This is a genomic window from Rhizobium sp. SVR5-9E (genome assembly GCF_056755095.1).
Window position 1 is genome coordinate 50,180 of sequence record NZ_JBNDHS010000022.1, and the last position, 23,103, is coordinate 73,282.

The window sequence follows — 23,103 nt, forward strand, 5'->3', positions numbered from 1 at the left end:
GAGCCTTTGCTTGTCCGTTTTCAAGAACCTGCCCACCCCGCCCGCAGCCCCGAAAAAGCCCGTCACCGACACCCGCCATGGCATCACCCGGACGGACGATTATGCCTGGCTGCGCGCCGATAACTGGCAGGCGATGTTCAAGGATCCATCGATCCTCGATCCCGAGATCCGCAAGCATCTGGAAGCGGAAAACGCCTACATGAACGCGGCGATGGAAGACACCAAGGCGCTGCAGAAGACGCTCTTTGCCGAAATGCGCGGCCGCATCAAGGAAGACGACAGCTCGGTTCCCATGAAGGACGGTGCTTATGCCTACGGCACGTTTTTCGTGACCGGCGGCGAGCAGCCGCGTTATTTCCGCATCCCGCGCGAAGCCAACGCCAAGGACGAGACGATCCGCTCTGTTCTCCTCGACGGTGACAAGGAAGCAGGCGGAAAGGCCTATTTCAGGCTCGCGGGCCTCGACCATTCGACCGACCACAGCCGCGGCATCTGGGGCTATGACGACAAGGGTTCGGAATTCTTCACGCTGAAGGTGCGCGACCTCGCAACCGGCGAGGACCTGCCCGACCGGATCGAGAACACCGGCGGCGGCGGCGTCTGGGCGCCCGACGGCAAGAGCTTCTTCTATTCGGCGCTGGACGAAAACCACCGGCCCTCCAAGGTCTTCCACCACATCCTCGGCCAGCCGCAATCCGAAGACCGGCTGGTCTACGAGGAAAAGGACGCCGGATTCTTCATGGGCGTCGGCGGCTCGCTGCTCGACGATTTCATCTACATCGACATCCACGACCACGAGACGAGCGAATACCGGCTGCTGTCGACCAAGGATCTGATGGCCGAGCCCAAGGTGGTGGCGAAGCGCCAGACCGGCATTGAATACGAGATGACCGAGGGCGGCGATGTCTTCTACATCCTCACCAATGACGGCGGCGCCAAGGATTTCAAGATCATGGAAGCGCCCGTTGAAAATCCGGGCAAGGAGAACTGGCGCGAGGTGGTGCCGCACAAGCCCGGCACCCTGATCCTCTCCCAGATGGCCTATGCGCGCCATCTCATCTGGCTGGAACGCAAGGACGGCCTGCCGCAAATCATGATCCGCGACCGGAAGACCGGCGAGGAACATGCGATCGCCTTTGCCGAAGAGGCCTATTCGCTGGGACTTTCGGGTGCTGCGGAATACGACACAGACACCATCCGCTTCTCCTATTCGTCGATGACGACGCCGAACCAGCTCTACGACTACAACATGGTGACGCGCAAGCGCACGCTCTTGAAGACGCAGGAAGTGCCTTCCGGCCATAATCCGGAAGACTATGTGACACGCCGCGTCTTCGCGCCGGCATGGGACGGCGTCGAGGTGCCGGTCACCCTGCTCTATCGCAAGGATACGCCGCTCGACGGCTCAGCTCCCTGCCTGCTCTACGGCTACGGCGCCTACGGCATCACCATTCCGGCGGGGTTCAATACCAATTGCCTGTCGCTTGTCGATCGCGGCTTCGTCTATGCCATCGCCCATATCCGCGGCGGCAAGGACAAGGGCTTCCAGTGGTACGAAGACGGCAAGATGGGCAAGAAGACCAACACGTTCAAGGACTTCGTCGCCGCCGCCGACTATCTGAATCAACAGAAGTTCACGTCCTACACTGGTATCATCGCCGAGGGCGGATCGGCGGGCGGCATGCTGATGGGGGCAATCGCCAACATGGCGCCGGAGAAGTTCGCCGGCATCATCGCCGCCGTGCCCTTCGTCGACGTCTTGAACACCATGCTTGACGACACGCTGCCGCTGACGCCGCCGGAATGGCCGGAATGGGGCAACCCGATCGACAGCAAGGACGGCTACCATCACATCGCCGGCTACTCGCCCTACGACAATGTCGGCAAGAAAGCCTATCCGCCGATCCTGGCGCTCGGCGGGCTGACCGATCCGCGCGTCACCTATTGGGAGCCGGCGAAGTGGGTCGCCAAGGTCCGCGACAAGACGACGGGCGCAGCACCGATCCTGCTCAAGACCAACATGGATGCCGGACACGGCGGCGCCTCGGGACGCTTCCAGCGGCTGGAGGAAATCGCCTTCGAATATGCGTTTGCAATCAAGGTGGCGGGGAAGATGTAAGATTTGGATGGGGCGTGCCGTGGGGCCCCCTCTGTCCTGCCGGACATCTCCCCCACAAGGAGGGAGATCACAAGTGGCTTTGGCTTCTCGCCTCATTGTCGATATGCCGTGCTGAAGCATTAGTTGTTTGGGGAAGCCCTTGCGCCCAGCCAATCTCCCCGCCTGTGGGGGAGATGCCGGCAGGGCAGAGGCGGGCCTGCGACCATTCTTGGAGGAAGAAATGCCCGTCTATGTCGCCCTGCTTCGTGCCATCAATGTCGGCGGGACCGGCGCCCTGCCGATGGCGGAGCTGAAAGCGATCTGCGAAGGATTGGGCTACACCGATATCAGGACCTACATCCAGAGCGGTAACGTCGTCTTCCGCTCGGATGACAGTGAAAAGGCAGCCGGCGAAAGGCTCGACGAGGCGCTTGGCGAAAAGCTCGGCAAGAAGCCGGGCGTGATGATCCGAAGCAGCAGGGAACTGCAGAAGATCGTCGACGGGTCGCCCTTCCCGGATGCCAAGCCGAATTTCCTGCTGGTGAACTTCCTGCCGGAAGCGGCGCCGAAAGATGCGCTTGAGAAAATGGTGGCACCGGATGGCGAGGAGGCAAGGATCGCCGGGCGCGAGATCTATGTGCACTATCCAATCGGCTCGGGAAAGTCCAAGCTGAAGCTTCCCGCGCTGAAGCCCGGCACCTCCCGCAACCTCAACACCGTTCGCAAGCTCGCCGAAATGGCCGCAGCGATGGAGGATAGCGGCTGATCCCTCACGCGGCTTGGGCCTCAGTGCCGGACGCCGTTGAGGTCGGACGCGCGGGGCTGGAAGAGCAGCTTGACGAAGGTCCTCAGCACCAAGATCTGCTCGGAGAGGCTGTTCGGTTCCTTCAGCGCCCTGGACAGGACGATGCCGCCTTCAATGACCGTCGAGACCATGTCGGCCAGCTGGTCGACATCGAGCGGTTCGCGCGGCGTGTAGACGGCCATGATTTCCTCGAACATGCCGCCGAAACGCCGGCGCCATGCGAGCACTGCGTTTTTGTTGGCTTCCTGTATCTCGCGATCGAAGAGGCGTTCGTAATAGCAGACGGTTGCGACGAGGCAGCCCGGATGGCCGTTCGGCAGGTCTGAAAGCAGTTCGGACAAGAGCTTGAGGCCGAGAAGGAAGGACTGCAGCGGATCGTCCATCAGCTCGCGAGCCCGGCTGAAGATCTCGTCGTAGATACGCTCGTCGTTTTCGATGTAGCGATTGAGCAGCGCCTTTGCGAGCTCGTTCTTGTCCCTGAAATGATAGAAGAAGCCGCTCTTGGTGATGCCGGTCTCGGCAATCAGCTCCTCGATGGAGGTGCCGCCGAATCCCTTCTGAAGCACCGCCGCTTCGGCGACGTCGAGAATACGGGTTCTTGTTTCCTCGCCCTTGCGCATGCGCCCTCCTGCACCGTCGGTACAGTTTTCGCCGTGACGCTACGCAAGACCCATGCCGTCCCGTTCATTAACCCATTGATTTCCGCCGCTAACCCGGAAACCGCCTTCAGTATACCGCAAGTGGGCTAGATTGGCAGGCTATAGCGAGAGAAATTTGATCGTCTGGATGATCCTACGGGACGAATGAGGGACGGGACGCTGAGATGAGCAAATACAGAAACAGGCTGCCGCAGTTAACGGGGCAAACATTCATCACCGACGGCGGCATGGAAACGTCGCTGATCTTCCATGAGGGCATCGAGCTTCCGCATTTCGCCTCCTTCGTCCTTCTCGCATCGCCCGACGGGCGGCGGAAGCTCAAGCATTACTATAGACCCTATCTCGATATCGCCCGGCAGCGCGGCACCGGCTTCGTACTCGATACGGCGACCTGGCGGGCCAGTGCCGACTGGGGCAACAAGCTCGGCTATTCTCCCGAGGCGCTGCGCGCCGCAAACGAGACGGCAGTCGACCTGGTTGCCGAACTTCGAGCCGAATTTGAGGGGCCGCAGAGGCCGATCGTCATCAGTGGTGCGATCGGCCCGCGCGGCGACGGCTACAAGGCGGGCTCGATGGACGCTTCCGAGGCCGAGGATTACCATGCCGAGCAGATCGCGACCTTCGCCGGAACGGAAGCGGACATGGTGTCGGCCGTCACGCTGAACAATATCGATGAGGCGATCGGTGTCGCCCGCGCCGCTAAGGCGCACGGAATCCCGTCTGCGATCGCCTTTACGGTGGAAACCGACGGCAGGCTCGTGACCGGGCGCAGTATTCAGGATGCGATCGAAACGACGGATTCGGCAACCGGCGGCGCTCCGGCCTACTACATGATCAACTGCGCGCACCCGAAGCATTTCGAGACGGCGCTCGATCATCGCAGCAGCTGGGTGAAGCGCATCTGGGGCATTCGCGCCAATGCCTCGGCGATGAGCCATGCCGAGCTTGACGAGAGTGAAACACTGGACGCCGGTGATCCGATCGATCTCGGGAATCGTTACCGCAGGCTGCTTGCCCGCATGCCGCATATACGCGTGCTCGGCGGGTGCTGCGGCACCGATCACCGGCACGTCGCAGCAATTTGCGAAGCATGCCTGCCGCCGCAGGCTGCAACCGCCTGAGGTATGTCAATGAAGACGATGGAAAATTGGCGGCCGAGCCACTTGTTTTATGAAGCAGTTCGCTATGCGTTCAACCGCAAGCAGAAACATGACGCCTTCGAGCTGTTCGATGCCGGGCTGATGCCTTTCGAGGGCCTCGACGGCCATCTGATGCGGGACATCGGCATCGGCCCGAACGGGCACCATGCCCATGTCAGCGATCTGCCGGCCGATACGCGCCAGCTGCGCCCGGATCAGGGCCTTTGCCCGGATGGCGCCTAGTGTCCGGCTCCGGAGCCGGCTTTGGCCGCGTGCCCGCTGATCTCAGCCCCTGCCGTGGGTGAGAATCGCAGATTCCAGAAGGTCGCGGTGAGCGAGATGATCGCGACGCCGATGAAGGCTGCGGAGAAATCACCAAGCTGCGGCACGAGATTGCCATTGACCGTCATCGAGCCGTGCAGGGCCAGCGCCCCGAGGCAGATACCGAGCGACAGCATGAGCTGCTGGAAGGTGGTGTAGAAGCTGGTGGCGGAGCTCATGCGCTCTGGGCCGATCTCGTCATAGGCGATCGTGTTGTAGGCCGTGAATTGAAACGACATGAAGAAGGCGCTGAGCACAAGGATGATGAAGATCAGCGGCATCGACCAGTCCGGCCGAAAGGCGGCACAGAGGCCGTAGCCGATCGTACCGATGATGCCATTGAGCACAAGACTGCGACGGAAACCGAGTCGGCGGAAGACGGCCTTGGCGAGCGGCTTCATGAAAAGCGCGCCGAGCGCGGTCGAGATGATGATCTGGCCGGCCGCCGCGGCCGAAAGGCCGAAGCCGATCTGGAAGAGCAGCGGCAGCAGGAAGGGCTGGGCGCCCTGGGTGATGCGCGTCAGCGAACCGGCGATAACCGAGGTGCCGAAGCTCGGCACCTTCATCAGCGAGAAATCCATGATCGGCGCCGGATGGTTGCGGGCGTGGCGCAGATAGGCAATGCCGAAGAGCAGGCCAACGGCGATCAGGAAGATCGAAAACGATCCCTCCCCGTCATGGCTCGACAGTTCGAAGCCGAAGAGCATCGAGCCGAGCGAAATGCCCGAGAGGATGAAGCCGATCGTATCGAAGGGACCGGCGGCCTTGCCCTTCAGCTCGTCGATATAGATCGAGACAAAGATCATGCCGATGATGCCGATCGGCACGTTGATATAGAAGATCCAGCGCCAGTCGAGATAGGTGACGATGAAGCCGCCGAGCGGCGGGCCGACGATGGGGCCGATCAGCGCCGGCACCAGCAGCCAGGACATGGCGCTGACCATGTCCTTGCGGGCGACACTGCGCATCAGCACCAGGCGGCCGACGGGCATCATCATGGCGCCGCCGATGCCCTGCAGCAAGCGGGCCAGCACGAGGAACGAGAGCGTGGGCGCGAAGGCGCAGAAGATGGAGCCGATCACGAAGACGGCGATGGCGGAGCGGAAGACGGTGCGGGAACCGAAACTGTCCGCCATGCGGCCGCTGGCGGGAATGAAGATCGCCAGACTCAGCAGGTAGGAGGTCAGCGCGATCGACATGGCGGGTGCGCTGACGCCGAAATCGCGCGCCATTGTCGGCAGCGCGGTCGCCAGCACGGTAGCATCGACGTTTTCCATCAGCATGGCGCACGCGACAATCATCGCGATCACCCGGAAATTGGGTGTTGCGCGCCGAACCATCGGCGCCTGGTAAATCTGATCCGACATCGTCAGGGATCACTCGCAATGGCGCGGCGGAGCACACGAGGCGACAGGACCGCGGGGGATGACATGGCAATGATGCCAAGGAGGGATGATTTGCTATACGCCTGCAATCATGGCAGCGCGATGTCTTTTATGGCATATCTGCTTTGACGGGTGGTAAATGGAAATCACCATTCCTTGCATTCCATTGCCCTTCGTGAAGGGATGGTTTGCGGGTAAAGGCGGCTTGCGTGGCCTGCCATGCGACCCTACCTATTAGCCATGACCTCTGCTCTTCAAAAAGACGCGCCGGCTGGCGCCTTTCCATTCGACAACAGCTATGCGCGGTTGCCGCCGAATTTCTTTGTGCGGCAGGCGCCGTCGCAGGCAGCCGAACCCCGGCTGATCAAGCTGAACGAAGAACTCGCCGCCGAGCTTCGGCTCGACGTCGAACTACTGAAGCGCGACGGCGCGGCGATCTTTTCCGGCAATCTTCTGCCTGATGGCGCCGACCCGCTGGCGATGGCCTATGCCGGGCACCAGTTCGGGGGGTTCGTGCCGCTTTTGGGCGACGGACGCGCGATCCTGCTCGGCGAGGTGATCGACCGGAACGGCAAGCGGCGGGACATCCAGTTGAAGGGCGCCGGGCAAACGCCGTTTTCACGGCGCGGCGACGGGCGCGCCGCGCTCGGGCCGGTGCTTCGCGAATATATCGTCAGCGAGGCGATGTATGCGCTCGGTGTTCCGGCGACCCGGGCGCTGGCGGCAGTGAAGACCGGACAGCCGGTCTATCGCGAGGAAGTGCTGCCGGGTGCCGTCTTCACGCGCGTTGCGGCAAGCCATATCCGGGTCGGCACCTTCCAGTTCTTCGCCGCCCGCGGCGATGCCGAAGGCATCAAGGCGCTGGCCGACTATGTGATCGAGCGGCATTATCCGGAGTTGAAGGATGCCGAGAACCCCTATCTGGCGCTTTACCGGGAGATCTGCGAACGGCAGGCGGCACTGATAGCCCGCTGGCTGCATGTCGGCTTCATCCATGGCGTGATGAATACCGACAACATGACGATATCAGGCGAGACCATCGATTTCGGCCCCTGTGCCTTCATGGATTCCTATGATCCGGCAACCGTGTTCTCCTCGATCGACCACCAGGGCCGATACGCCTATGCAAACCAGCCGGGCATCGGACAGTGGAACCTTGCACGCCTCGGCGAGACCCTGCTGCCGCTTTTCGATGCGGACCAGGAGAAAGCCCTCGAACTCGCGAACGAGGTCATCAAGCTCTATGGCGAGCGCTTCCAGGCGCATTGGCTTTCCGGCATGCGCCGCAAGATCGGCGTCGTTTCCGAAGAGGACGGCGATCTGGAGCTGACCCAATCGCTGCTGGCGCTGATGCAGGCGGGACAGGCGGATTTCACGCTGACCTTCCGGCGCCTCTCCGCGCTTGCCGGCGACGATGCGGCGGAAGCGGCCTTTACCGCGAGCTTCCGCGAGCCCGAGGCTTGCGGCGAATGGCTGGCGCGCTGGCGCGAGCGGCTGTCGCGCGATCCGCAATCGCCGGCAGAACGCACGGATCAGATGCGCAAGGTCAACCCGGCCTTCATTCCCCGCAATCACCGCGTCGAGCAGGCGATCCTTGCCGCGACCGAGGATGGCGATTTTTCGCTGTTCGAGGCGCTGCTGACCGTGCTCGCCAAGCCCTATGACGACCAGCCGGCGTTTGCGGCCTACATGGAACCGCCGCAGCCGGACGAGCGGGTGCTGCAGACGTTCTGCGGAACGTGATTTCAACTATATGCAATATTAACTGGAGATAGTGATGACCGACCTTCTCGACATTCCGGTCAAGACCGTTCAGGGGCGCGAGACGACGCTCAACGACTTTCGCGGACACGTGCTACTCATCGTCAACGTCGCCTCCAAATGCGGGCTGACGGTGCAGTATGAAGGGCTGGAAAAGCTCTATGCCGATAAGCGCGAGAGAGGCTTCGTCATCGCCGGCTTCCCGGCGAACGACTTTAAAGGCCAGGAGCCGGGCACCGACGCGGAAATCCTGGAATTCTGCACCAGCACCTACGGCGTCGATTTTCCGATGTTTTCCAAGGTTGTCGTCAAGGGGCCGGACAAGCATCCGCTCTACAAGGCCCTGACGACATCAGGCATGGAAACCACAGGCGAAGGGCCAATGCGCGAGCGACTGAAAGACTATGGCATGGATTTTCCCGATAACGGCGAAATCCTCTGGAATTTCGAGAAATTCCTGATCGGCCGCGACGGCAGGATCGTTGCCCGCTTCGCCCCCGACGTGACGGCGGATGACAGCCGCCTCGTCTCGGCAATCGACCGGGAGCTAGCAAAGGCGACCTAGCGCCGTGACGGGGGTGCCATGAGAAACGCCTGCTGGGTTGGGGGTGCCTCGCCCTGCTCAATGACGACGTTGAAGACGCGGACCGGCCGGTTGGCACCCGCCGCAGTCTGACTATCGATAGATGAGCCAGTCCTTGGGCACGCGCGCGACGCTTGCGGCACCAATCCTTTCATGGGAACTCGACGCAGCACTGCCGAATTGTATGGCGAATACCACCAAACGGCGGCTTGCGGCCCAAAGCAGACCTGGATGACGCTGAGCCGCCAATCGGGGAGACCCACTATTGCAAGAAGCGACCAAGGTTCAAAAGGCCGAACCTTGGTGCTCACGTTAGTGCGCGCGCACCCCCGCGGATGTCGTTCCGGTGCTGTGGAAGGCCCTGTTCAATAGGGCGATAACGAGAGCGGGGATCAGAAGGAAAAGCAGCGACCACGGCAATGCCGAAGCGCCAAGGTTCTGCAAGACCAGCCCGCCGCCGAATGCACCTGCGGCAATGGCGATGTTCCAGACTGTCACGATGATAGCTGCCGCCGTGTCGGCAGCCGGACCCGCCGCGCGGATTAGAGCGGTCTGGAAAATCGTGCTTGCTCCGCCAAAGGCAAGGCCCCAGATGGCAGCCGCCCCATAAACAACCAGAGGGGAGACGGCACCGATCGTCAGCAGCAGCGCGGCAGCAATGAAGAGGCCGACGTCAACCACGGTGAGCAATCTGAGTGCCCGGTCAATGGTCGCGCCGACGATCGCGATGCCAGCCAGTGAAACGATGCCGAAGGTCAGCAGAACGCGATCGGTCTGACCGCTCGCTCCGACGGTATCCAGAAGCGGCGCGATATAGGTGTAGAGAATGTTCTGCGCCAGCACATAGGCCAGGATGGTCACAAGCACAGGCAGGATGCCTGGCATCAGGATGACCTTCCACAGCGAAAGCTGCTGCCCGCCTTTTTGTTCTCCGGCAAAATCAGGCACCTTCACGAGCACCCAGCCTATGAGCAGAACGGCGATAAGCGTCATGAGACCAAACGCGACGCGCCAGCCTAACGCAATTCCGATGAAGGTGCCGGCCGGAATGCCGATCGACAGAGCCACCGGAATCCCGGCAAGTGCAATAGCCATAGCCCGCCCGGTCAGGTGTGCCGGCGCCATGCGCACGGCATAGGGCGTCATCAGGGCCCAAAGCAGCCCTGCGGAAACGCCTCCCAGGAAGCGAGCAACCAGAATGACGGCAAAGTTGCTAAAAAGGGCTGTGACAGAATTGGCAATTGCGAAGCCAACAATCGTCATGATGAGAAGCGATCGTCTCCGCCAGCTGCGCGTCGCCGCCGTCAGCGGGATAGCCGCCAGAAGGGAGCCGATGGCGTAGACTGAAATGAGTTGTCCCGCCCAAGATTCGCTGACGCCCAGGTCGGAGCCCATCTGGGGCAAAAGACCGGCTGGCAGAGCCTCGGTGAGGGTTACCAGAAAGCTCGTTGTGGCGAGCGCCAGAAGGCCCAGAAGTGGCAGGCCGGAGCGAGCCCCCTCAGCGGCTGTGGTCGCTTGGGCGGTCATAGTCGTGCCCCTCCCGTCAGGCGTTCGGTGTAGTCGCAGCTGACGATCGTCAAAAAGCTTGTGGAATGCGGCACTCGCCGGCCGGCTTCGTGGCCGGGCTCAAGCCTGCTGCTCGAGATGCCGCCGTTCTCAAAATCGTCCACTCGAATCTTTCCGTATCTCATCGCTATTTCTTTCCATCGTTTCCGGCCCGCTTGCGCGACCAACCAAGAAATAGCGAAGCAACTAATCAAGAAAAACAGCCCGGCATTCCGGTGACTGCGGAACCAAATTCCGTTATACCAGCCAAATGGAACATCTCGGCACCATGAGCTTGTTTGTACACGCCGCGGAAACTGGCAGTTTCGTTGCCGCCGGCCGGCAGGCAGGGCTGTCGGCGTCTGCCGTAGGCAAGGCAGTCGCGCGCCTCGAACAACGCTTGGGGGTGCGGCTCTTTCATCGCAACACGCGCAATATGACTCTGACAGAAGAAGGGCGGCTGTTTCTCGATCGTTGCCATCGGATCTTTGAGGAAATCGAAGCGGCGGAGATGGAGCTGACCCAGACGGTGGCCGCGCCGAACGGTAGGTTGCGGGTTAGTTTACCGATGGTGGGCATGCTCCTGATGCCGGTTATTGCTGACTTCATGACGGCATATCCGGCCGTCACACTCGACCTCGACTTCACCGACCGCCTGGTCGACGTGATTGAGGAGGGATTCGACGTGGTGATCAGGACGGGAGTTGCAAATGACAGCCGCCTGATGCGCAAGAGCTTGGGAAGGTTTCGCTCCAAGCTGGTGGCATCGCCCGCTTACATCGGCCGGCGCGGCATACCTAGCTCGCCCGCTGATCTGGCGTGGCACGATTGTCTTCGGCAGCGCTCCCAATCTACGCGCAAGATCATCGACTGGCCGCTGAAAACCGGCGGTGGCGTCATTGCGATCCCAGAGACCATGAGTGCCAACACCATAGAGCCGCTGGTGCACCTAGCTGAAAAGGGCTTCGGCATCGCCGCTATGCCGCCCTTTGCCGTCGCCGCCCAAATTGAAGCTGGATCGCTGGTGTCCTTTTTGGACGACCACATCCTTACGACTGGCGAGCTGGCGGCATTATGGCCGACCAGCAGGCAACTCTCCCCCCGCATTCGTGCTTTTGTGACGTTTCTTACCGGGCATCTTCAGGTCGACGACGGGCCGGGTTGATCGGAGTCTGCTCATGGCGCAATGCGGACACGGTGCCATGACTGCTACCCTCAATGACGACGCTGAAGACGCGGATCGGCCGTGTTGGCAAGCCGCCGCAGTCTGACTATCGATAGATGAGCCAGTCCTTGGGCACGTGCGAGACGTTCGCCACGCCATGTATGGAGACATTGTCTCCGCCCGATGCCTTTGCCATGCCCAGCGCCTGCTCGGCGAATGCGATAAGGGCATCAGCCGTCCGGGCCTCCTTCGACATACATATCCCGACCGAGAATGAAAGCGCAGCGCAGCGTTTTCCCGATACCGGGTGCACGACCGGAAGTCCCTTCAGTCGATCGCGCAGCCTGTCGATGAGCCGCATGATTTCCGTCTCGTCTGCGGTTCGGAAAATGAAACCGAAGCGACCTCGATCGAAACGGCAGGCCAGGTCCTCTTTGCTGAACAGCGTCCGGATCAGCTCACCGATACCGTTGAGGACGGGTTCCAGGAGGTTCGGAATAGCGGCAACAGTCTCATAGCCGTCAATGTCCGCAAAGGCCACTCCACACAAGTCAGGCAGCCCTGACTTCTCGTAGATCTTGGCCAGTTCCTTGTTGAACACACGGCGGTTGCCCAGCCCGGTCACCGTATCGACAAATCTGGCGGCATTCGCCGCGGCTGTCTCGTGCTGCACCTGCTCGAGCTTCTGGGATTTCTCCACCACCTTCGAGGCGAGCATTGCACTTTGTGCCTCGCGAGCGTGTGTCGCCGAACTCACCGATTGCAGCGATCGCGTGAGTGCGACCTTGTCCGTCACATCATTGGCTTCGAAAATCCTGGCGGCTTGGCTGATAACACTTCCATAGCGCGTCAATGCTGACTTTTCCTCGTCGAGCAGCGAGAGAATGCTCTGCAACTCCTGTTGCACCTGGCCCGAACGTGTCTCAAGCAGACTGCCTTCGAAGTGATGAGGCAGGTAACGCCGGCCAATCGCATCCAGGGCGTCCTGCGTCTTGACCGTGCCAAGCGACCTGAGTTCGCGGGTGAGATCCGGGCTGTTGCCGGTCATCGCCTCGAACACGAGTTCGTAGTTCCGCGGCAGTCCCTCGATACCTAGTTGTTGCAAGACCGTTGCAACGCGAAAGGCCAGATTCGTGGGCGTATTGGGCTGCACCAGATGCTCTCCAACGTGACTTTGCGTTTACCACCGACGACACGGGCCGGGTCATGGCCAGCCGGGTCGCTATTGCAAGCAAGGGAGCTTTCTGCGACGGCCTTCGGCCGTGCCGGAAAGCATAAGAGAGATGCATGATAGAGAACCGCAGGAGCATCATGCTCGAGCGGCAAGCAACGTCTGGTAGCAATATTAAGCGTACCTAATTAAGGCGAAGTAAATGCGAAATCCGGAACAGGAGGGCACGAAACTTCTGGCAGGCGTTTTGTTCTCGCGGGAGAAAGATCCTTCAGATTCCCTGAATTCCTTCGCGAAAATGGAGCTCCAGCTTGAATTAGTAACGCATAAGTTACGATTCGCTAATACGTTCACGCGAAAATAGGTGGAACTCGTAGCAACTGGCGGAAACCATGTTTGTCGTATCAGTCGTCGATGATGGGCAAGAGCGCAACCTCGTCGCCACCAAGGTCTGGATGGAAGACGGCGTCGTCGTCGTGCAGGCCGGCGGAAAGCAGCATGCATTTCCCGCCTCAAGCCTCGTCGAAATCATGGCGATCGAAAAAGAATACGAGCGGGAAGACCGCTGGGGCCAGCGACGAAGAGCGATGATCAACTGACAGCAATCCTTCGTCCTGCTGCGGCGGCTTGGCTACCCAATTCAGCAGCCGATCCCCGCGTCAAAATGTGGCCATTGAAAGGCATGTCCGCCGCCCTAAGTGGCTGATTCTGCGGCATTGTCCGCGGTCCACCATGCCCAGCTCACCTCAGCGGGAGACCGGCTTTATGGCAATCGTCATTACTTCCATCCTTTTTCTCATCATTGGACTGGCGCTCGGCGGCGGCGGGCTGTGGCTCGTGACGCTCGGCGGCAGCGTCTTTTACCTGTTTGCAGGCTTGATGTTCATTGCGACGGCCGCGCTTCTCCTTTTGCGCAGGGCCGCCGCGCTCTGGGTCTATGCGGCGCTGGTTGTCGTCGCGCTCATCTGGGCGGTGTGGGAAGTCGGCTTCGACTGGTGGCAGCTCGGACCGCGCGGCGGGCTGATCATCCTGCTCGGCCTCTGGTTGCTGACGCCGTGGATCCGGCGGCCGCTCGGGTTTTCGAGCCCGAGTGGCCTTCCCTACCCCGCCAATCCCTGGCCGCTCGCCGTGCCCGTCATTATCGCCGTTCTCGTTGCCGGCTATTCGATGACCACCGATCCGCACAGCCTTGCCGGCGATCTGCCGACTGGGGTCGTGGCAGCCGCCCCGCCCTTCGGAGGCAATGTGCCGGATGGCGAGTGGCATCAATATGGCCGCACGCCTTTCGGCCAGCGCTACTCGCCGCTCGACCAGATCAACAAGGACAATGTCAAGGACCTCAAGGTCGCCTGGCAGTACCAGACCGGCGACGTCAAGCAGCCCGGCGATATCGGCGAGACCACCTATCAAGTGACGCCGCTGAAGGTCGGCGACACGCTCTACCTTTGCACGCCGCACAACTGGGCAATCGCGCTCGACGCGAAGACCGGGAAGGAGAAGTGGAAATACGATTCCAATTCCGGCTTGAACCCCGACCGTCAGCACCAGACCTGCCGTGGCGTGACCTATTATGCCGATCCGGCAACCGCAGCCGGCCAGCCCTGCGCCGAGCGCGTCTATCTGCCGACTTCGGATGCCCGATTGATCGCGCTTGACGCGGCCAACGGCAAGGTGTGCGAAAACTTCGCCGACAAGGGCACGCTGCATCTCGAGACCGGCATGAAATACAATCCGGCCGGCTATTACTATTCCACCTCGCCGCCGGTCGCCGTCGCCGGCAAGATCATCGTCGGCGGGGCCGTCAACGACAACTATTCGACCACGGAGCAATCCGGCGTCATCCGCGCCTTCGACATCAATACCGGCGCCCTCATCTGGAACTGGGACTCTGGCAATCCGGACCAGACCACCCCCTTGCCCGAAGGTCAGACCTACGTGACCAACTCGCCGAACAGCTGGTCCGTCTCCAGCGTCGACGAAGGGCTTGGCATGATCTTTGTTCCGCTCGGCAACCAGGTGCCGGACCAGCTTGGCATGAACCGCAGCGCCAATGTCGAGAAGTTCTCCTCCTCGGTCATTGCCCTCGACATCAATACCGGCCAGGTGAAATGGGTGAGGCAGTTCGTCCACCATGATCTCTGGGACATGGACGTACCGGCGCAACCGGTGCTCTTCGACATGACGAAGCCGGACGGCGGCGTCGTGCCTGCACTGGTCGCGCCGACGAAACAAGGGGACCTTTATGTGCTTGACCGGCGCAGCGGCGAGCCAATCTTTCCCGTGAAGGAAATCCCCGCACCATCAGGCGCAATTCCCGAGGACCATACGGCGCCGACTCAGCCGATTTCGGACCTCACCTTCACGCCCGATCCGCTGAAGGAAAAGGACATGTGGGGGGTCACGCTGTTCGATCAGCTCGCTTGCCGCATCGAGTTCCACCGCTACAAGTATGAGGGCCGCTATACGCCTCCGTCGCTTGTCGGCTCGATCATCTATCCGGGCAATTTCGGCACGTTCAACTGGGGCAGCGTCGCGGTCGATCCGGAGCGGCAGATCATGTTTGGCATGCCGACCTATCTCGCCTTCACCTCGCGGCTGGTGCCCGCCGCCGATATCCCGCCGCGCGGACAGGACGAAAAGGGCAGCGAGCAGGGTTTGAACCGCAACGACGGAGCGCCCTATGGCGTTTTCCTGGGGCCGTTCCTCGGCCCGCTGCAGATCCCCTGCCAGGCGCCGCCATGGGGCTATGTCGCGGGCGTGGATCTGAGGACTGGCAAGATCGCCTACATGCACAAGAACGGCACGGTGCATGACATGACGCCGCTGCCGCTGCCCTTCAAGGTCGGCGTGCCGGGCATCGGCGGGCCAATGCTCACCAAGGGCGGGGTCGCCTTCCTCGGCGCTGCCGTCGACGATTACCTGCGCGCCTACGACGCCACCAACGGCCGCCAGCTGTGGGAAGCGCGGCTTCCGGCCGGCGGCCAGGCAACGCCGATGACCTATACGACCAGCGACAACAAGCAGTATGTCGTGATGGTCGCGGGCGGGCATGGATCGGTGGGAACGAAGCCTGGTGACTACGTGATTGCCTATACACTGCCGTAAGGGGCTCATCTCTTTTCCCGTCGAGGGAAGAGATCGCCGCTTTCTGCCGCTCCGGCGTCGCACGCAAGCTCCGGGCAGGCTCGCGGGTACAATCTTCCCTCGAAATTTTTCGAGGGGACAATTTTCATGAAGATCGGAGACAGCATTTCCAGCTATTACGGGCTCGGCAGCCTTTTTGCGCAGCAGAGCCAGTCCAAGACCCAGCAGGGCGGGGATTTCGACATGGGTGTTGCCCGAAGCGGTGCCGGTCCCGAGCCTGCCTATACGCCGCCTTCCCTCTCCAAGGCCATGTGGGACATGCAGCCGGCGGGCGATACGACGATTGCCGAGGAAACGGACGCGGATCGCGAGGCGAAGGCGCGTCACGACCAGCTTGTCAGCGACTTCTCGGAATATGCGAACATGTCGCCGGCAGAGATGATCCGCAAACGGATCCTCGACCAGCTCGGCCTCGACGAGAACAGCCTGAAGGCGATGCCGCCGGAAGAGCGTGCCGCAGTCGAAAAGCAGATCGCCGACGCCATCAAGCGCGAGCTGACCGGCATCGACGGCGGCGACAGCAATTCGGCAACCTCGGACGTGCCGCAGACCGCATCGAATACGGACGCGCAGAACGCCTGAGTTCGGTTTCACCTGAGATTTTGATTCAAGCCGATGCGGCGGAGATTCATCTCACCGCCGTATCTTTCTGAATTTCCTGATTATCCTGCCATGCTCGCGACGATCTTCGCGACCTCGGCAAAAACGGGGTTCAGCTCGTTCACCGGCGCAGTTGCTTCCGCCACGTAGGCCGTCACGAGAATGGGACCGCGATCGTTCGGCCAGATGATGGCAACGTCCGCGGCCGTGCCACCGGAGCCGGTGCCGGTCTTGTCCCCCACCTTCCAGCCATCAGGCAAGCCGGCGCGCAGGCGCGCGCCGCCGGTGGTGCTTGCCACCATCCAGTCGATCAGCGTTGCGCGCGACGGCTCGGAAAGCACCGAGCCGAGCGCGACGTTTCCGAGCGTGTCGAGCATTGCGTCGGGCGTCGTCGTGTCGCGCGGGTCGTCCTTCTTTCCCTCGTTGAGGGCCGTCTCCCAGCGATCGAGGCGGGTCGAGCTGTCGCCGATCGAGCGCAGCCACTTGGTCAGCGCCTCCGGACCGCCGAAGCTTTCCAGCAGCAGATTGCCGGCGGTATTGTCGCTGAGGGTGATGGCCGCCTTGCAGAGCTCGCCGACGCTCATGCCCTCGCCGCCGACGTGTTTTTCCGTCTCCGGCGAATAGGAAACCAGCTTGCCTTGATCATAGATCACCCGGCGTTCGAGGTTTTCCGCTCCCTTGTCGACGCGTGATAGCACCATGGCCGAAGCGAGGACCTTGAAGGTGCTGCACATGGGGAAGCGCTCGGTCTGGCGAAAGCCGAGCGTGATATTCGTCTCCGTATCGATGACGGAAACGCCGAGCCTGCCGCCGGTGCGCTTCTCGAGGTCCGCAAATCGGCGGTCGATGTCCTCATCGCTCTCGGCAGCGCGGGCGAAAGGGGAAAGGCCCAGTGCTGGAACGAGCATCGCCGCACCCAAAAGCGTGCGGCGATGGATCGAAAATTCTTTCATGAAATCCCTCCGGCAGAATCAACAGCCAAAGAGCTAGGCGCCGATTGTGGCGCCTTGTCGTCACATGCGCTCAATCAAGCCGCCTGCAGCTGGGTGACCTCGACGGTGACATGCGAAAGCTCATGGAGCTCTTCCAGCTTCGCCCGATAGAAGGCGGGCTCGCGCGCCTCGGAGGTTGTGACGGCGACGATGGCGGCGTGGTGGCCGGGACCGACCTGCCAGACATGCAGGTCCGTGATCCGGTCGCCGCCGGCTTCGATCACCTGGCGGATTTCGTCGGGGAGATCTTCCCCATCGGCAATCACATCGAGAAGCACGCGGCCGGAGGACTTCATCAGGCCCCAGGACCACTGTGCGATGATAATGCCGCCAACAATCCCCATCAGCGGATCGAGCCAGAGCCAGCCGTAGATGCTGCCGAAAGACAGCGCGGCAATGGCGAGCACCGAGGTCAGCGCATCGGCGATGACATGGATGTAGGCCGCGCGCAGATTGTTGTCGGATGCCCGGCCATGGTGGGCGTGATCGCCGTGATGATGATGGTCATGATGATGGCTGTGACCATGATCGTGACCATGGTGATGGTGGTCGTCCTTGAGTAGCCAGGCGCTGGCAAGATTGACCGCGAGACCGACGACGGCAACGCCGATGGCCTGCGCGAAGCTGATCGGCACCGGATGGGTGATGCGCACGAAGCTCTCCCAGGCCATCAGCAGCGCGATCATGGCGAGAATGATGGCGCTCGCAAATCCCGCCAGATCGCCGAGCTTGCCGGTGCCGAAGGTAAACCGGGGATTGCGCGCCTGCCTGCGTGCATAGAGATAGGCAACGGCGGAGATCAGAAGCGCGCTTGCATGCGTCGACATATGCCAGCCGTCGGCGACGAGCGCCATCGAGCCGTAATACGTACCGGCGCCGATTTCGACGACCATCATCACCGCCGTCAGGGCGATCACGAACCAGACGCGGCGCTCGTTGCGCTCGTGGTCGGCCCCGAGGAAGACGTGTTCATGTTCCAGCATTCGTGCGCTCATCGCGCGCTCCTTCGATTCTCGTCAGCGGATGTAGGTCCGCAGCACTTCCGAAATTTCCCCGACCGCCTGTGTCCGCGCCGCTTCGTCGGCGGCCTGCAGCACGTGTTCGTGCAGGTGATCGTCCAGCACCTCGCCCGTCAGCCCGTTCAGCGCGCCGCGGATCGAGGCCAGCAGTTGCAGGATGTCGCCGCAGGGACGCTCGGCCTCCAACGCCCTCTCGACGGCCTCGAGCTGCCCCTTGAGGCGGCTGACGCGGGCGATGAGCTTCTTCTTCTGGTGGGTCGTGTGGGACATGGCAGCCTTCAATTTAATATAGGGGGGTATAGTATATTCAGCCGAAAAAGGGAAGTGAAACTTGCGTGTTCCCCGCGGCAATATCCCCTTCTCCGCTGCTGGGGAGAAGGGGAGAACGACCGCTATGGCGCCGCCGGTAATCGGCCCGTCAACCCGCTACAGCGTCTTCGCACCCGCCATTTTGGTGAACACCTGCACGCGCTTCCAGCGCAGCGTGCCGGGCTTGTATTTCTTCAGCCACTCCCGGGTTTCGCTCTCGTCCAGAAAGAGGCTTGCGCTGCCGTCGGCCGAAGCATTCGCCTGGCCATCGCTCCGCCCAGCCATGACCTCCTGGATCGACCGGAAATAATAGTGGTTGAACAGGCGGTTGAACTCGGTGAAGTAGATATCGGCGACGCGTTCGCTGCCGCGGATCAAGAGCATGTTCTCGTCGTTGCTGTTGGTGGAGTCCTCAGAGAAATTCGCCGAACCGGTGATGACGATCGGGTCGGGGCCGAGCGGATCCTTTAGCAGAAACTTCGAGTGGACGTAGGCCACATGCTGATTGAGCTCCAGCGCCCGCGCATTGGTTTCCCGCGTCCACTGATAGACCGGATCGCGCAGGAACGATCCCCAGGCCTGATAGACGTTCTGTTTCGCGTTCAGCGGCACGAAAGGATCGCTGGCGCGGGGATTGGGCTTGTCCTGTTTTTCCAGAAGCAGAAAGAGCACGGGACGCTGCGGCATGTTGGCTGCGGTGTTGTCGACAAGTGCAGCCTTGAATTTCTTATTTATGCCGAAAGCAAGCGTGATGCCGCCATAATCGGTGGCGGAATCCAGTGCGTCGACATACATGTCGAGCACCTTGCTTCCCGAACGCGGACTGAAAACGCTCGATACGCCGGCCGGAATATCCTCCCAGTCCGCGGGAACCACCGCCAGCGCCATCACGGCGTCGCGATAGGCCTTGCGCTTGGCATCGGATACGGGTCTCGTTTCGCCCTCGACCGCCCCAGGGTCACCCACGAGAATCTCCCAGTAGGCTTTGAAGGCCAATGCAACATCCGTGTTGCGCACCCAATGGCCGACATTCGTCTGCCCATGGATGCCGCCCATCGACATATTGGTCGAGCCGGTCCAGACTTCCTTTGGTTCCTGCGCGGCGCCTTTCAGCAGGACCAGGAACTTGTTGTGCTGGATGTTGTTCGGGTTGTTTTCCCGCCAGCGGGCAATCGCCGCTGCAGGCAACCCGGCCTTTTCGACGGTAGCCTTGTTGTCCTCGCGCGGAAAGCTTGGATGGAACTTGCCCTTCTTGTCGGTGTATTCATTGATCTTCGCGTCGAGGATGAGCTTGACGGTGACGCCGCGATCGATGGCGGCCTTGAGACGTTCGGCGACCGGCAGGTAGCGGAATTCGTAGAAGCATCCGAGGAGCGTATCGCCGGCCTGCGCCTGATCGATAAACCTGAAAAGCGCCTCGTCGAGGTCGCGGCTCAGCCATTGCAACGCTTCAAGACGCTTCTCCGCCGGCTTCAGATCGTCAGGCTTGTGGTTGCCGAAACGGCGCTGATAGGCCTGGCTGCTGGCGACGCCGCGGTTGAAGAAGATGTCGTGCTCGAGATCTGTGAAAAGCGGCTCCGTCTTGACGACGATCTTCACGGGCGGCGCGCTGCGGTCGATGTTCTTCGGCTCGCCTTTCAGCGGGTAGAAGAAATATTCGTAGCGCCGGTCGGGCTTCGCGGTGAAATCGTCCCAGACGAAACTCTGCACCGGATGATCGTAGGTGGTGACGATCGTCTTCTCGTCCGGCTGCTGGATGACGCTCGCGAAGACCTCATGCCGTAGACGAAATAGCGCTGATTTTCCGTTGGGTCGTATCGCTCGACCGCGAAACCCAAGAGGCCTTTCGTATCGGCGTTCTCATAGTCGATCGCGAATGAGACGGTGTTGACGCCGGTAACTGCGAAAATGCGATATCCGTCAACTTCCTTGGAAACGAAACGCATGATTCCCCTCCGTAAAAGCGTTCGTCTGGAAAATGAGATTTCTACATAAAGCTGCGTTGCCACGTTACACAACTTAACGGACAGTATCCATCGTTGATGACACCCCATTGACAAACGGTCCGTTCTGGAGAATCTATCGCACATGATCAAGAACGCGCATCACTCCCGCTCGTATTTTTGGCTGTACCTGTAAGGGGCGGCCGACAGATCATATTGTCAACAAGCCGCCGTCAGGCGGCTTTGTTGTATCGGCAGCGTCCTGACGGCAGAACACAGATAGGACGCGAAGGCCATGATTGAAATCGAAGACAGCGAAGTCTCACTGATCCGCCCGCCGGTGGTCACCATCCGCGCGGCAAAGCCGCGGGACCTGCCCGCACTCAACGACATGATCGCCCTGCTTGCCGCCCATCATGGCGATGCGGCCATGGCGACGCCGGAACAGCTGGAGCGCGACCTCTTCGGCCCCGTTCCCTGGATTACCGCGCTGGTCGCCGAAACCACCGACGGGCTGATTGGCTACGCGATCCTCGTACCGCTCTACAGGGCGCAGGAAGGCAAGCGCGGCATGGACCTGCATCACCTCTTCGTCCGCGACGGCCATCGCGGCCACGGTATTGGCCACCATCTCGTCAACCGCGCCCGCGAAATGGCGAAGACTGCCGGCTGCGACTACCTTTCGGTCAGCGCCGCGACCGGGAACATCCAGGCGCATCGCTTCTACCAGCATATGGACTTCACCCCTCGACCGGTGACCGGCATGCGCTATATGCAGGCGCTGGCTTGAACGCCTGCCGTTCCGGTTCACGAGGGAGAGATTGCATGACACGGCTTGCAGTGGTTCTGACGGAGGCTTTCGCGGATTGGGAGGTCGGGCAGCTGACGGCTTCTGCCCGCACCGAGTTCGGTTTCGACGTGGTGACCGCGTCGCCCGGCGGTGCGGAAGTGCGCTCCATGGGCGGCCTGCGCGTGACGCCTGATACGGCGGCCGAAGCACTGCGCGCCGACGCTTTCGACGGGCTCGTGCTTTGCGGCGGCATGATATGGGAAACCGAAAAAGCGCCGGATCTGAAGCCTGTCATCGACGATTTCATGGCGCGCGGCAAGCTGGTCGCGGGGATCTGCGGAGCGACGCTGGCGCTCGCCAGGGCGGGTGCGCTGAACAATGCCGCGCATACGAGCAACGCCTTGCGCTTCATCACCGATCTGCCCGGTTACTCCGGACACGCGCATTACAACGACGTGCCGACCGCGGTGCGCGGCGGAATGGTGGTCACCGCTCCCGGCTCGGCGCCAACCACCTTTGCCGCCGAAATCTACCGGGCACTGGATTTCCGCAACGAAGACCTCGATCAATATCTGTTGATGTTCGGCGCCGAACATCAGCCGAAGGCGGCCTAAAGCGCGTCGCGATCTTTTAGATTCGCTGAGCGCGCTTTAATTCTTTGTTTTCACGCATGTCTTTCGCCCGGAACCGGTTCCCACTTTCGGGAGACATGCTTTAGGCTCATTCATCGTATGACGGGCTCGCCGTGAAACCGCCGGCGAGAAGGTTTCGACACGCCAAATCCCACTTCCATCATCAGTCGCGGCGCCGCCTTTGCGACGGTTCCCATATGGAAGCCGAAAGGATCCTCGACGAAACCATGACCCGCCTTTCCGGTCAGCGTCACGGCGTTGTCCGGTCCGTAGAAATCGAGGATTTCACCTGCCGGGTGGCCGACAAGAAGCGTCAGCTGGTGTTTGAGCCGCCGGCGGTTATGGCTCCCTTTGACGTAAACATGCGGGCCGGTGTTTTCATCGACATCGACCAGGTAGAAGAAGAACTTCAGCATACGCCAGTCGTCCAGGTCGAAATGGTATTTGTCCAGCGATGCCAGGCTGCGGTCCGCTTCGCTCGCCTTTGTCGGAAAACTCCACCAGATGCGCGTGGTAATCAGTTGGGCCTGGGCGCCAAGATATTGTCTTGCGACCGCCGAAAGCAGCGGATCGCGCTGGACCGCAAGGACCGCTTCGCAATCCAACGCGCGTTCGAAGTGGTGGCCGCTGAGAATGGGTCGACCGTGCCTTTCTTCGGTATCACCGTGCTGCGGAGCCAAAAATTCTATTCTGCGATCGAAGTTACCGAAGCACGGTGTTTCGCTCGCGAATCTCGCGATTTCGCGGTGAATGCCGTCCGGAAGAACAAGACCGGAGAATAGCCCCTCCGCCTTCAACGAATCGACAACGGCTGCCGACTCGATGCCTTCAAACATCGATGGCAGGAGATCGGCGTTGTCGTGAGGTTGTTTGGCCGCAAGCCAGTGAGCTCTGCGGCCCGGTATGGTGCGCGCCAACAGGAACATCGGCAACCATGCCGGATTTTCCCGAACGTCGGCAAGATAGGTCGGGATGCGTACCGCCATGCGGCGCAGCTTTCCGCCTTTGCGAGCGACGGATTCAAGGTCATTGGAGCGGGATA

22 protein-coding genes are annotated in these 23,103 nt (G+C 61.2%); 12 read left to right on the forward strand and 10 right to left on the reverse strand.

Features of this window, described 5'->3' with window-relative positions; genetic code table 11:
* Positions 1-10: 10 nt before the first annotated feature.
* Together ACPYOJ_RS13145 and ACPYOJ_RS13150 are read left to right on the forward strand one after the other, a co-directional pair.
* Entirely contained in the window at positions 11-2,119 is a 2,109-nt protein-coding gene (locus ACPYOJ_RS13145) for a S9 family peptidase (RefSeq protein ID WP_481416638.1), read from the forward strand.
* Between the two features lie 220 nt (positions 2,120-2,339).
* Complete coding sequence (locus ACPYOJ_RS13150; protein ID WP_481416639.1) at positions 2,340-2,864, forward strand: DUF1697 domain-containing protein; 525 nt, start codon at positions 2,340-2,342, stop codon at positions 2,862-2,864.
* Between the two features lie 20 nt (positions 2,865-2,884).
* On the opposite strand, the gene ACPYOJ_RS13155 is transcribed toward ACPYOJ_RS13150, so the two are convergent.
* Positions 2,885-3,523 carry a TetR/AcrR family transcriptional regulator gene (locus ACPYOJ_RS13155; protein ID WP_168828834.1) on the reverse strand — a complete coding sequence of 213 codons (639 nt, stop codon included), beginning with the start codon at positions 3,521-3,523 and terminating at the stop codon, positions 2,885-2,887.
* A 203-nt stretch (positions 3,524-3,726) separates the two neighbouring features.
* Between ACPYOJ_RS13155 and ACPYOJ_RS13160 the strand changes: the two genes are divergently transcribed.
* Positions 3,727-4,683, forward strand: a complete 957-nt coding sequence (locus ACPYOJ_RS13160) for a homocysteine S-methyltransferase family protein (RefSeq protein ID WP_481416640.1) — start codon at positions 3,727-3,729, stop codon at positions 4,681-4,683.
* A gap of 9 nt (positions 4,684-4,692) precedes the next feature.
* Positions 4,693-4,944: a hypothetical protein gene (locus tag ACPYOJ_RS13165; RefSeq protein ID WP_481416641.1), complete on the forward strand. Its 252-nt coding sequence runs from the start codon at positions 4,693-4,695 to the stop codon at positions 4,942-4,944.
* Here the strand turns inward: ACPYOJ_RS13165 and ACPYOJ_RS13170 are convergent.
* Positions 4,941-6,389 (reverse strand): DHA2 family efflux MFS transporter permease subunit, encoded by a 1,449-nt coding sequence (locus ACPYOJ_RS13170; RefSeq protein ID WP_481416642.1) that lies wholly within the window; start codon positions 6,387-6,389, stop codon positions 4,941-4,943. The genes ACPYOJ_RS13165 and ACPYOJ_RS13170 overlap by 4 nt on opposite strands.
* 258 nt (positions 6,390-6,647) lie before the next feature.
* Here ACPYOJ_RS13170 and ACPYOJ_RS13175 point away from each other — a divergent pair, with 258 nt between their 5' ends.
* Positions 6,648-8,150 (forward strand): protein adenylyltransferase SelO, encoded by a 1,503-nt coding sequence (locus tag ACPYOJ_RS13175; protein ID WP_481416660.1) that lies wholly within the window; start codon positions 6,648-6,650, stop codon positions 8,148-8,150.
* A 34-nt stretch (positions 8,151-8,184) separates the two neighbouring features.
* Entirely contained in the window at positions 8,185-8,733 is a 549-nt protein-coding gene (locus ACPYOJ_RS13180; protein ID WP_481416643.1) for a glutathione peroxidase, read from the forward strand.
* A 330-nt stretch (positions 8,734-9,063) separates the two neighbouring features.
* Here the strand turns inward: ACPYOJ_RS13180 and ACPYOJ_RS13185 are convergent, their stop codons facing one another.
* Together ACPYOJ_RS13185 and ACPYOJ_RS13190 are read right to left on the reverse strand one after the other, a co-directional pair.
* Positions 9,064-10,278: an MFS transporter gene (locus tag ACPYOJ_RS13185; RefSeq protein WP_481416644.1), complete on the reverse strand. Its 1,215-nt coding sequence runs from the start codon at positions 10,276-10,278 to the stop codon at positions 9,064-9,066.
* Positions 10,275-10,421 (reverse strand): hypothetical protein, encoded by a 147-nt coding sequence (locus ACPYOJ_RS13190; protein WP_481416645.1) that lies wholly within the window; start codon positions 10,419-10,421, stop codon positions 10,275-10,277. The genes ACPYOJ_RS13185 and ACPYOJ_RS13190 overlap by 4 nt, the downstream gene beginning before the upstream one ends.
* A gap of 146 nt (positions 10,422-10,567) precedes the next feature.
* Between ACPYOJ_RS13190 and ACPYOJ_RS13195 the strand changes: the two genes are divergently transcribed.
* Positions 10,568-11,461: a LysR family transcriptional regulator gene (locus ACPYOJ_RS13195; protein ID WP_481416646.1), complete on the forward strand. Its 894-nt coding sequence runs from the start codon at positions 10,568-10,570 to the stop codon at positions 11,459-11,461.
* Positions 11,462-11,567: 106 nt separating this feature from the next.
* Here ACPYOJ_RS13195 and ACPYOJ_RS13200 read toward each other — a convergent pair whose 3' ends face one another.
* The gene (locus ACPYOJ_RS13200) at positions 11,568-12,614 is read right to left on the reverse strand and encodes a GGDEF domain-containing protein (protein ID WP_481416647.1); all 1,047 of its coding nucleotides are present in this window, start codon (positions 12,612-12,614) and stop codon (positions 11,568-11,570) included.
* Between the two features lie 410 nt (positions 12,615-13,024).
* Between ACPYOJ_RS13200 and ACPYOJ_RS13205 the strand changes: the two genes are divergently transcribed.
* From ACPYOJ_RS13205 to ACPYOJ_RS13215, 3 genes are all read left to right on the forward strand, one after another.
* Positions 13,025-13,231 carry a hypothetical protein gene (locus tag ACPYOJ_RS13205; RefSeq protein ID WP_481416648.1) on the forward strand — a complete coding sequence of 69 codons (207 nt, stop codon included), beginning with the start codon at positions 13,025-13,027 and terminating at the stop codon, positions 13,229-13,231.
* Positions 13,232-13,397: 166 nt separating this feature from the next.
* Entirely contained in the window at positions 13,398-15,737 is a 2,340-nt protein-coding gene (locus ACPYOJ_RS13210) for a glucose/quinate/shikimate family membrane-bound PQQ-dependent dehydrogenase (RefSeq protein ID WP_481416649.1), read from the forward strand.
* 126 nt (positions 15,738-15,863) lie between these two features.
* On the forward strand, positions 15,864-16,358 hold the full coding sequence (locus tag ACPYOJ_RS13215; protein ID WP_481416650.1) for a hypothetical protein: 495 nt from the start codon (positions 15,864-15,866) through the stop codon (positions 16,356-16,358).
* 80 nt (positions 16,359-16,438) lie between these two features.
* Here ACPYOJ_RS13215 and bla read toward each other — a convergent pair whose 3' ends face one another.
* From bla to ACPYOJ_RS13235, 4 genes are all read right to left on the reverse strand, one after another.
* Positions 16,439-17,329 (reverse strand): class A beta-lactamase, encoded by an 891-nt coding sequence (gene bla / locus ACPYOJ_RS13220; RefSeq protein WP_481416651.1) that lies wholly within the window; start codon positions 17,327-17,329, stop codon positions 16,439-16,441.
* Positions 17,330-17,403: 74 nt separating this feature from the next.
* On the reverse strand, positions 17,404-18,363 hold the full coding sequence (gene dmeF, locus ACPYOJ_RS13225; protein ID WP_481416652.1) for a CDF family Co(II)/Ni(II) efflux transporter DmeF: 960 nt from the start codon (positions 18,361-18,363) through the stop codon (positions 17,404-17,406).
* Between the two features lie 21 nt (positions 18,364-18,384).
* Complete coding sequence (dmeR, locus tag ACPYOJ_RS13230; RefSeq protein ID WP_168828820.1) at positions 18,385-18,657, reverse strand: Ni(II)/Co(II)-sensing transcriptional repressor DmeR; 273 nt, start codon at positions 18,655-18,657, stop codon at positions 18,385-18,387.
* A gap of 156 nt (positions 18,658-18,813) precedes the next feature.
* Positions 18,814-20,406, reverse strand: a complete 1,593-nt coding sequence (locus tag ACPYOJ_RS13235) for a phospholipase D-like domain-containing protein (RefSeq protein ID WP_481416653.1) — start codon at positions 20,404-20,406, stop codon at positions 18,814-18,816.
* A gap of 528 nt (positions 20,407-20,934) precedes the next feature.
* On the opposite strand from ACPYOJ_RS13235, the gene ACPYOJ_RS13240 reads away from it, so the two are divergent.
* Both ACPYOJ_RS13240 and ACPYOJ_RS13245 read left to right on the forward strand, forming a co-directional pair.
* Positions 20,935-21,429, forward strand: a complete 495-nt coding sequence (locus tag ACPYOJ_RS13240) for an N-acetyltransferase family protein (RefSeq protein WP_481416654.1) — start codon at positions 20,935-20,937, stop codon at positions 21,427-21,429.
* 35 nt (positions 21,430-21,464) lie between these two features.
* Entirely contained in the window at positions 21,465-22,043 is a 579-nt protein-coding gene (locus ACPYOJ_RS13245; protein ID WP_481416655.1) for a type 1 glutamine amidotransferase family protein, read from the forward strand.
* Between the two features lie 110 nt (positions 22,044-22,153).
* On the opposite strand, the gene ACPYOJ_RS13250 is transcribed toward ACPYOJ_RS13245, so the two are convergent.
* A partial coding sequence (locus ACPYOJ_RS13250; protein ID WP_481416656.1) for a phytanoyl-CoA dioxygenase family protein occupies positions 22,154-23,103 on the reverse strand: 950 nt, incomplete at its 5' end.

Excerpts from the sequence above, each read along its gene's own strand:
- ACPYOJ_RS13150 (WP_481416639.1), top strand. The coding sequence starts at position 2,340 with ATGCCCGTCTATGTCGCCCTGCTTCGTGCCATCAATGTCGGCGGGACC.
- ACPYOJ_RS13155 (WP_168828834.1), bottom strand. The coding sequence starts at position 3,523 with ATGCGCAAGGGCGAGGAAACAAGAACCCGTATTCTCGACGTCGCCGAA.
- ACPYOJ_RS13160 (WP_481416640.1), top strand. The coding sequence starts at position 3,727 with ATGAGCAAATACAGAAACAGGCTGCCGCAGTTAACGGGGCAAACATTC.
- ACPYOJ_RS13165 (WP_481416641.1), top strand. The coding sequence starts at position 4,693 with ATGAAGACGATGGAAAATTGGCGGCCGAGCCACTTGTTTTATGAAGCA.
- ACPYOJ_RS13170 (WP_481416642.1), bottom strand. The coding sequence starts at position 6,389 with ATGTCGGATCAGATTTACCAGGCGCCGATGGTTCGGCGCGCAACACCC.
- ACPYOJ_RS13175 (WP_481416660.1), top strand. The coding sequence starts at position 6,648 with ATGACCTCTGCTCTTCAAAAAGACGCGCCGGCTGGCGCCTTTCCATTC.
- ACPYOJ_RS13180 (WP_481416643.1), top strand. The coding sequence starts at position 8,185 with ATGACCGACCTTCTCGACATTCCGGTCAAGACCGTTCAGGGGCGCGAG.
- ACPYOJ_RS13185 (WP_481416644.1), bottom strand. The coding sequence starts at position 10,278 with ATGACCGCCCAAGCGACCACAGCCGCTGAGGGGGCTCGCTCCGGCCTG.
- ACPYOJ_RS13195 (WP_481416646.1), top strand. The coding sequence starts at position 10,568 with ATGGAACATCTCGGCACCATGAGCTTGTTTGTACACGCCGCGGAAACT.
- ACPYOJ_RS13205 (WP_481416648.1), top strand. The coding sequence starts at position 13,025 with ATGTTTGTCGTATCAGTCGTCGATGATGGGCAAGAGCGCAACCTCGTC.
- ACPYOJ_RS13210 (WP_481416649.1), top strand. The coding sequence starts at position 13,398 with ATGGCAATCGTCATTACTTCCATCCTTTTTCTCATCATTGGACTGGCG.
- ACPYOJ_RS13215 (WP_481416650.1), top strand. The coding sequence starts at position 15,864 with ATGAAGATCGGAGACAGCATTTCCAGCTATTACGGGCTCGGCAGCCTT.
- bla (WP_481416651.1), bottom strand. The coding sequence starts at position 17,329 with ATGAAAGAATTTTCGATCCATCGCCGCACGCTTTTGGGTGCGGCGATG.
- dmeF (WP_481416652.1), bottom strand. The coding sequence starts at position 18,363 with ATGAGCGCACGAATGCTGGAACATGAACACGTCTTCCTCGGGGCCGAC.
- dmeR (WP_168828820.1), bottom strand. The coding sequence starts at position 18,657 with ATGTCCCACACGACCCACCAGAAGAAGAAGCTCATCGCCCGCGTCAGC.
- ACPYOJ_RS13240 (WP_481416654.1), top strand. The coding sequence starts at position 20,935 with ATGATTGAAATCGAAGACAGCGAAGTCTCACTGATCCGCCCGCCGGTG.
- ACPYOJ_RS13245 (WP_481416655.1), top strand. The coding sequence starts at position 21,465 with ATGACACGGCTTGCAGTGGTTCTGACGGAGGCTTTCGCGGATTGGGAG.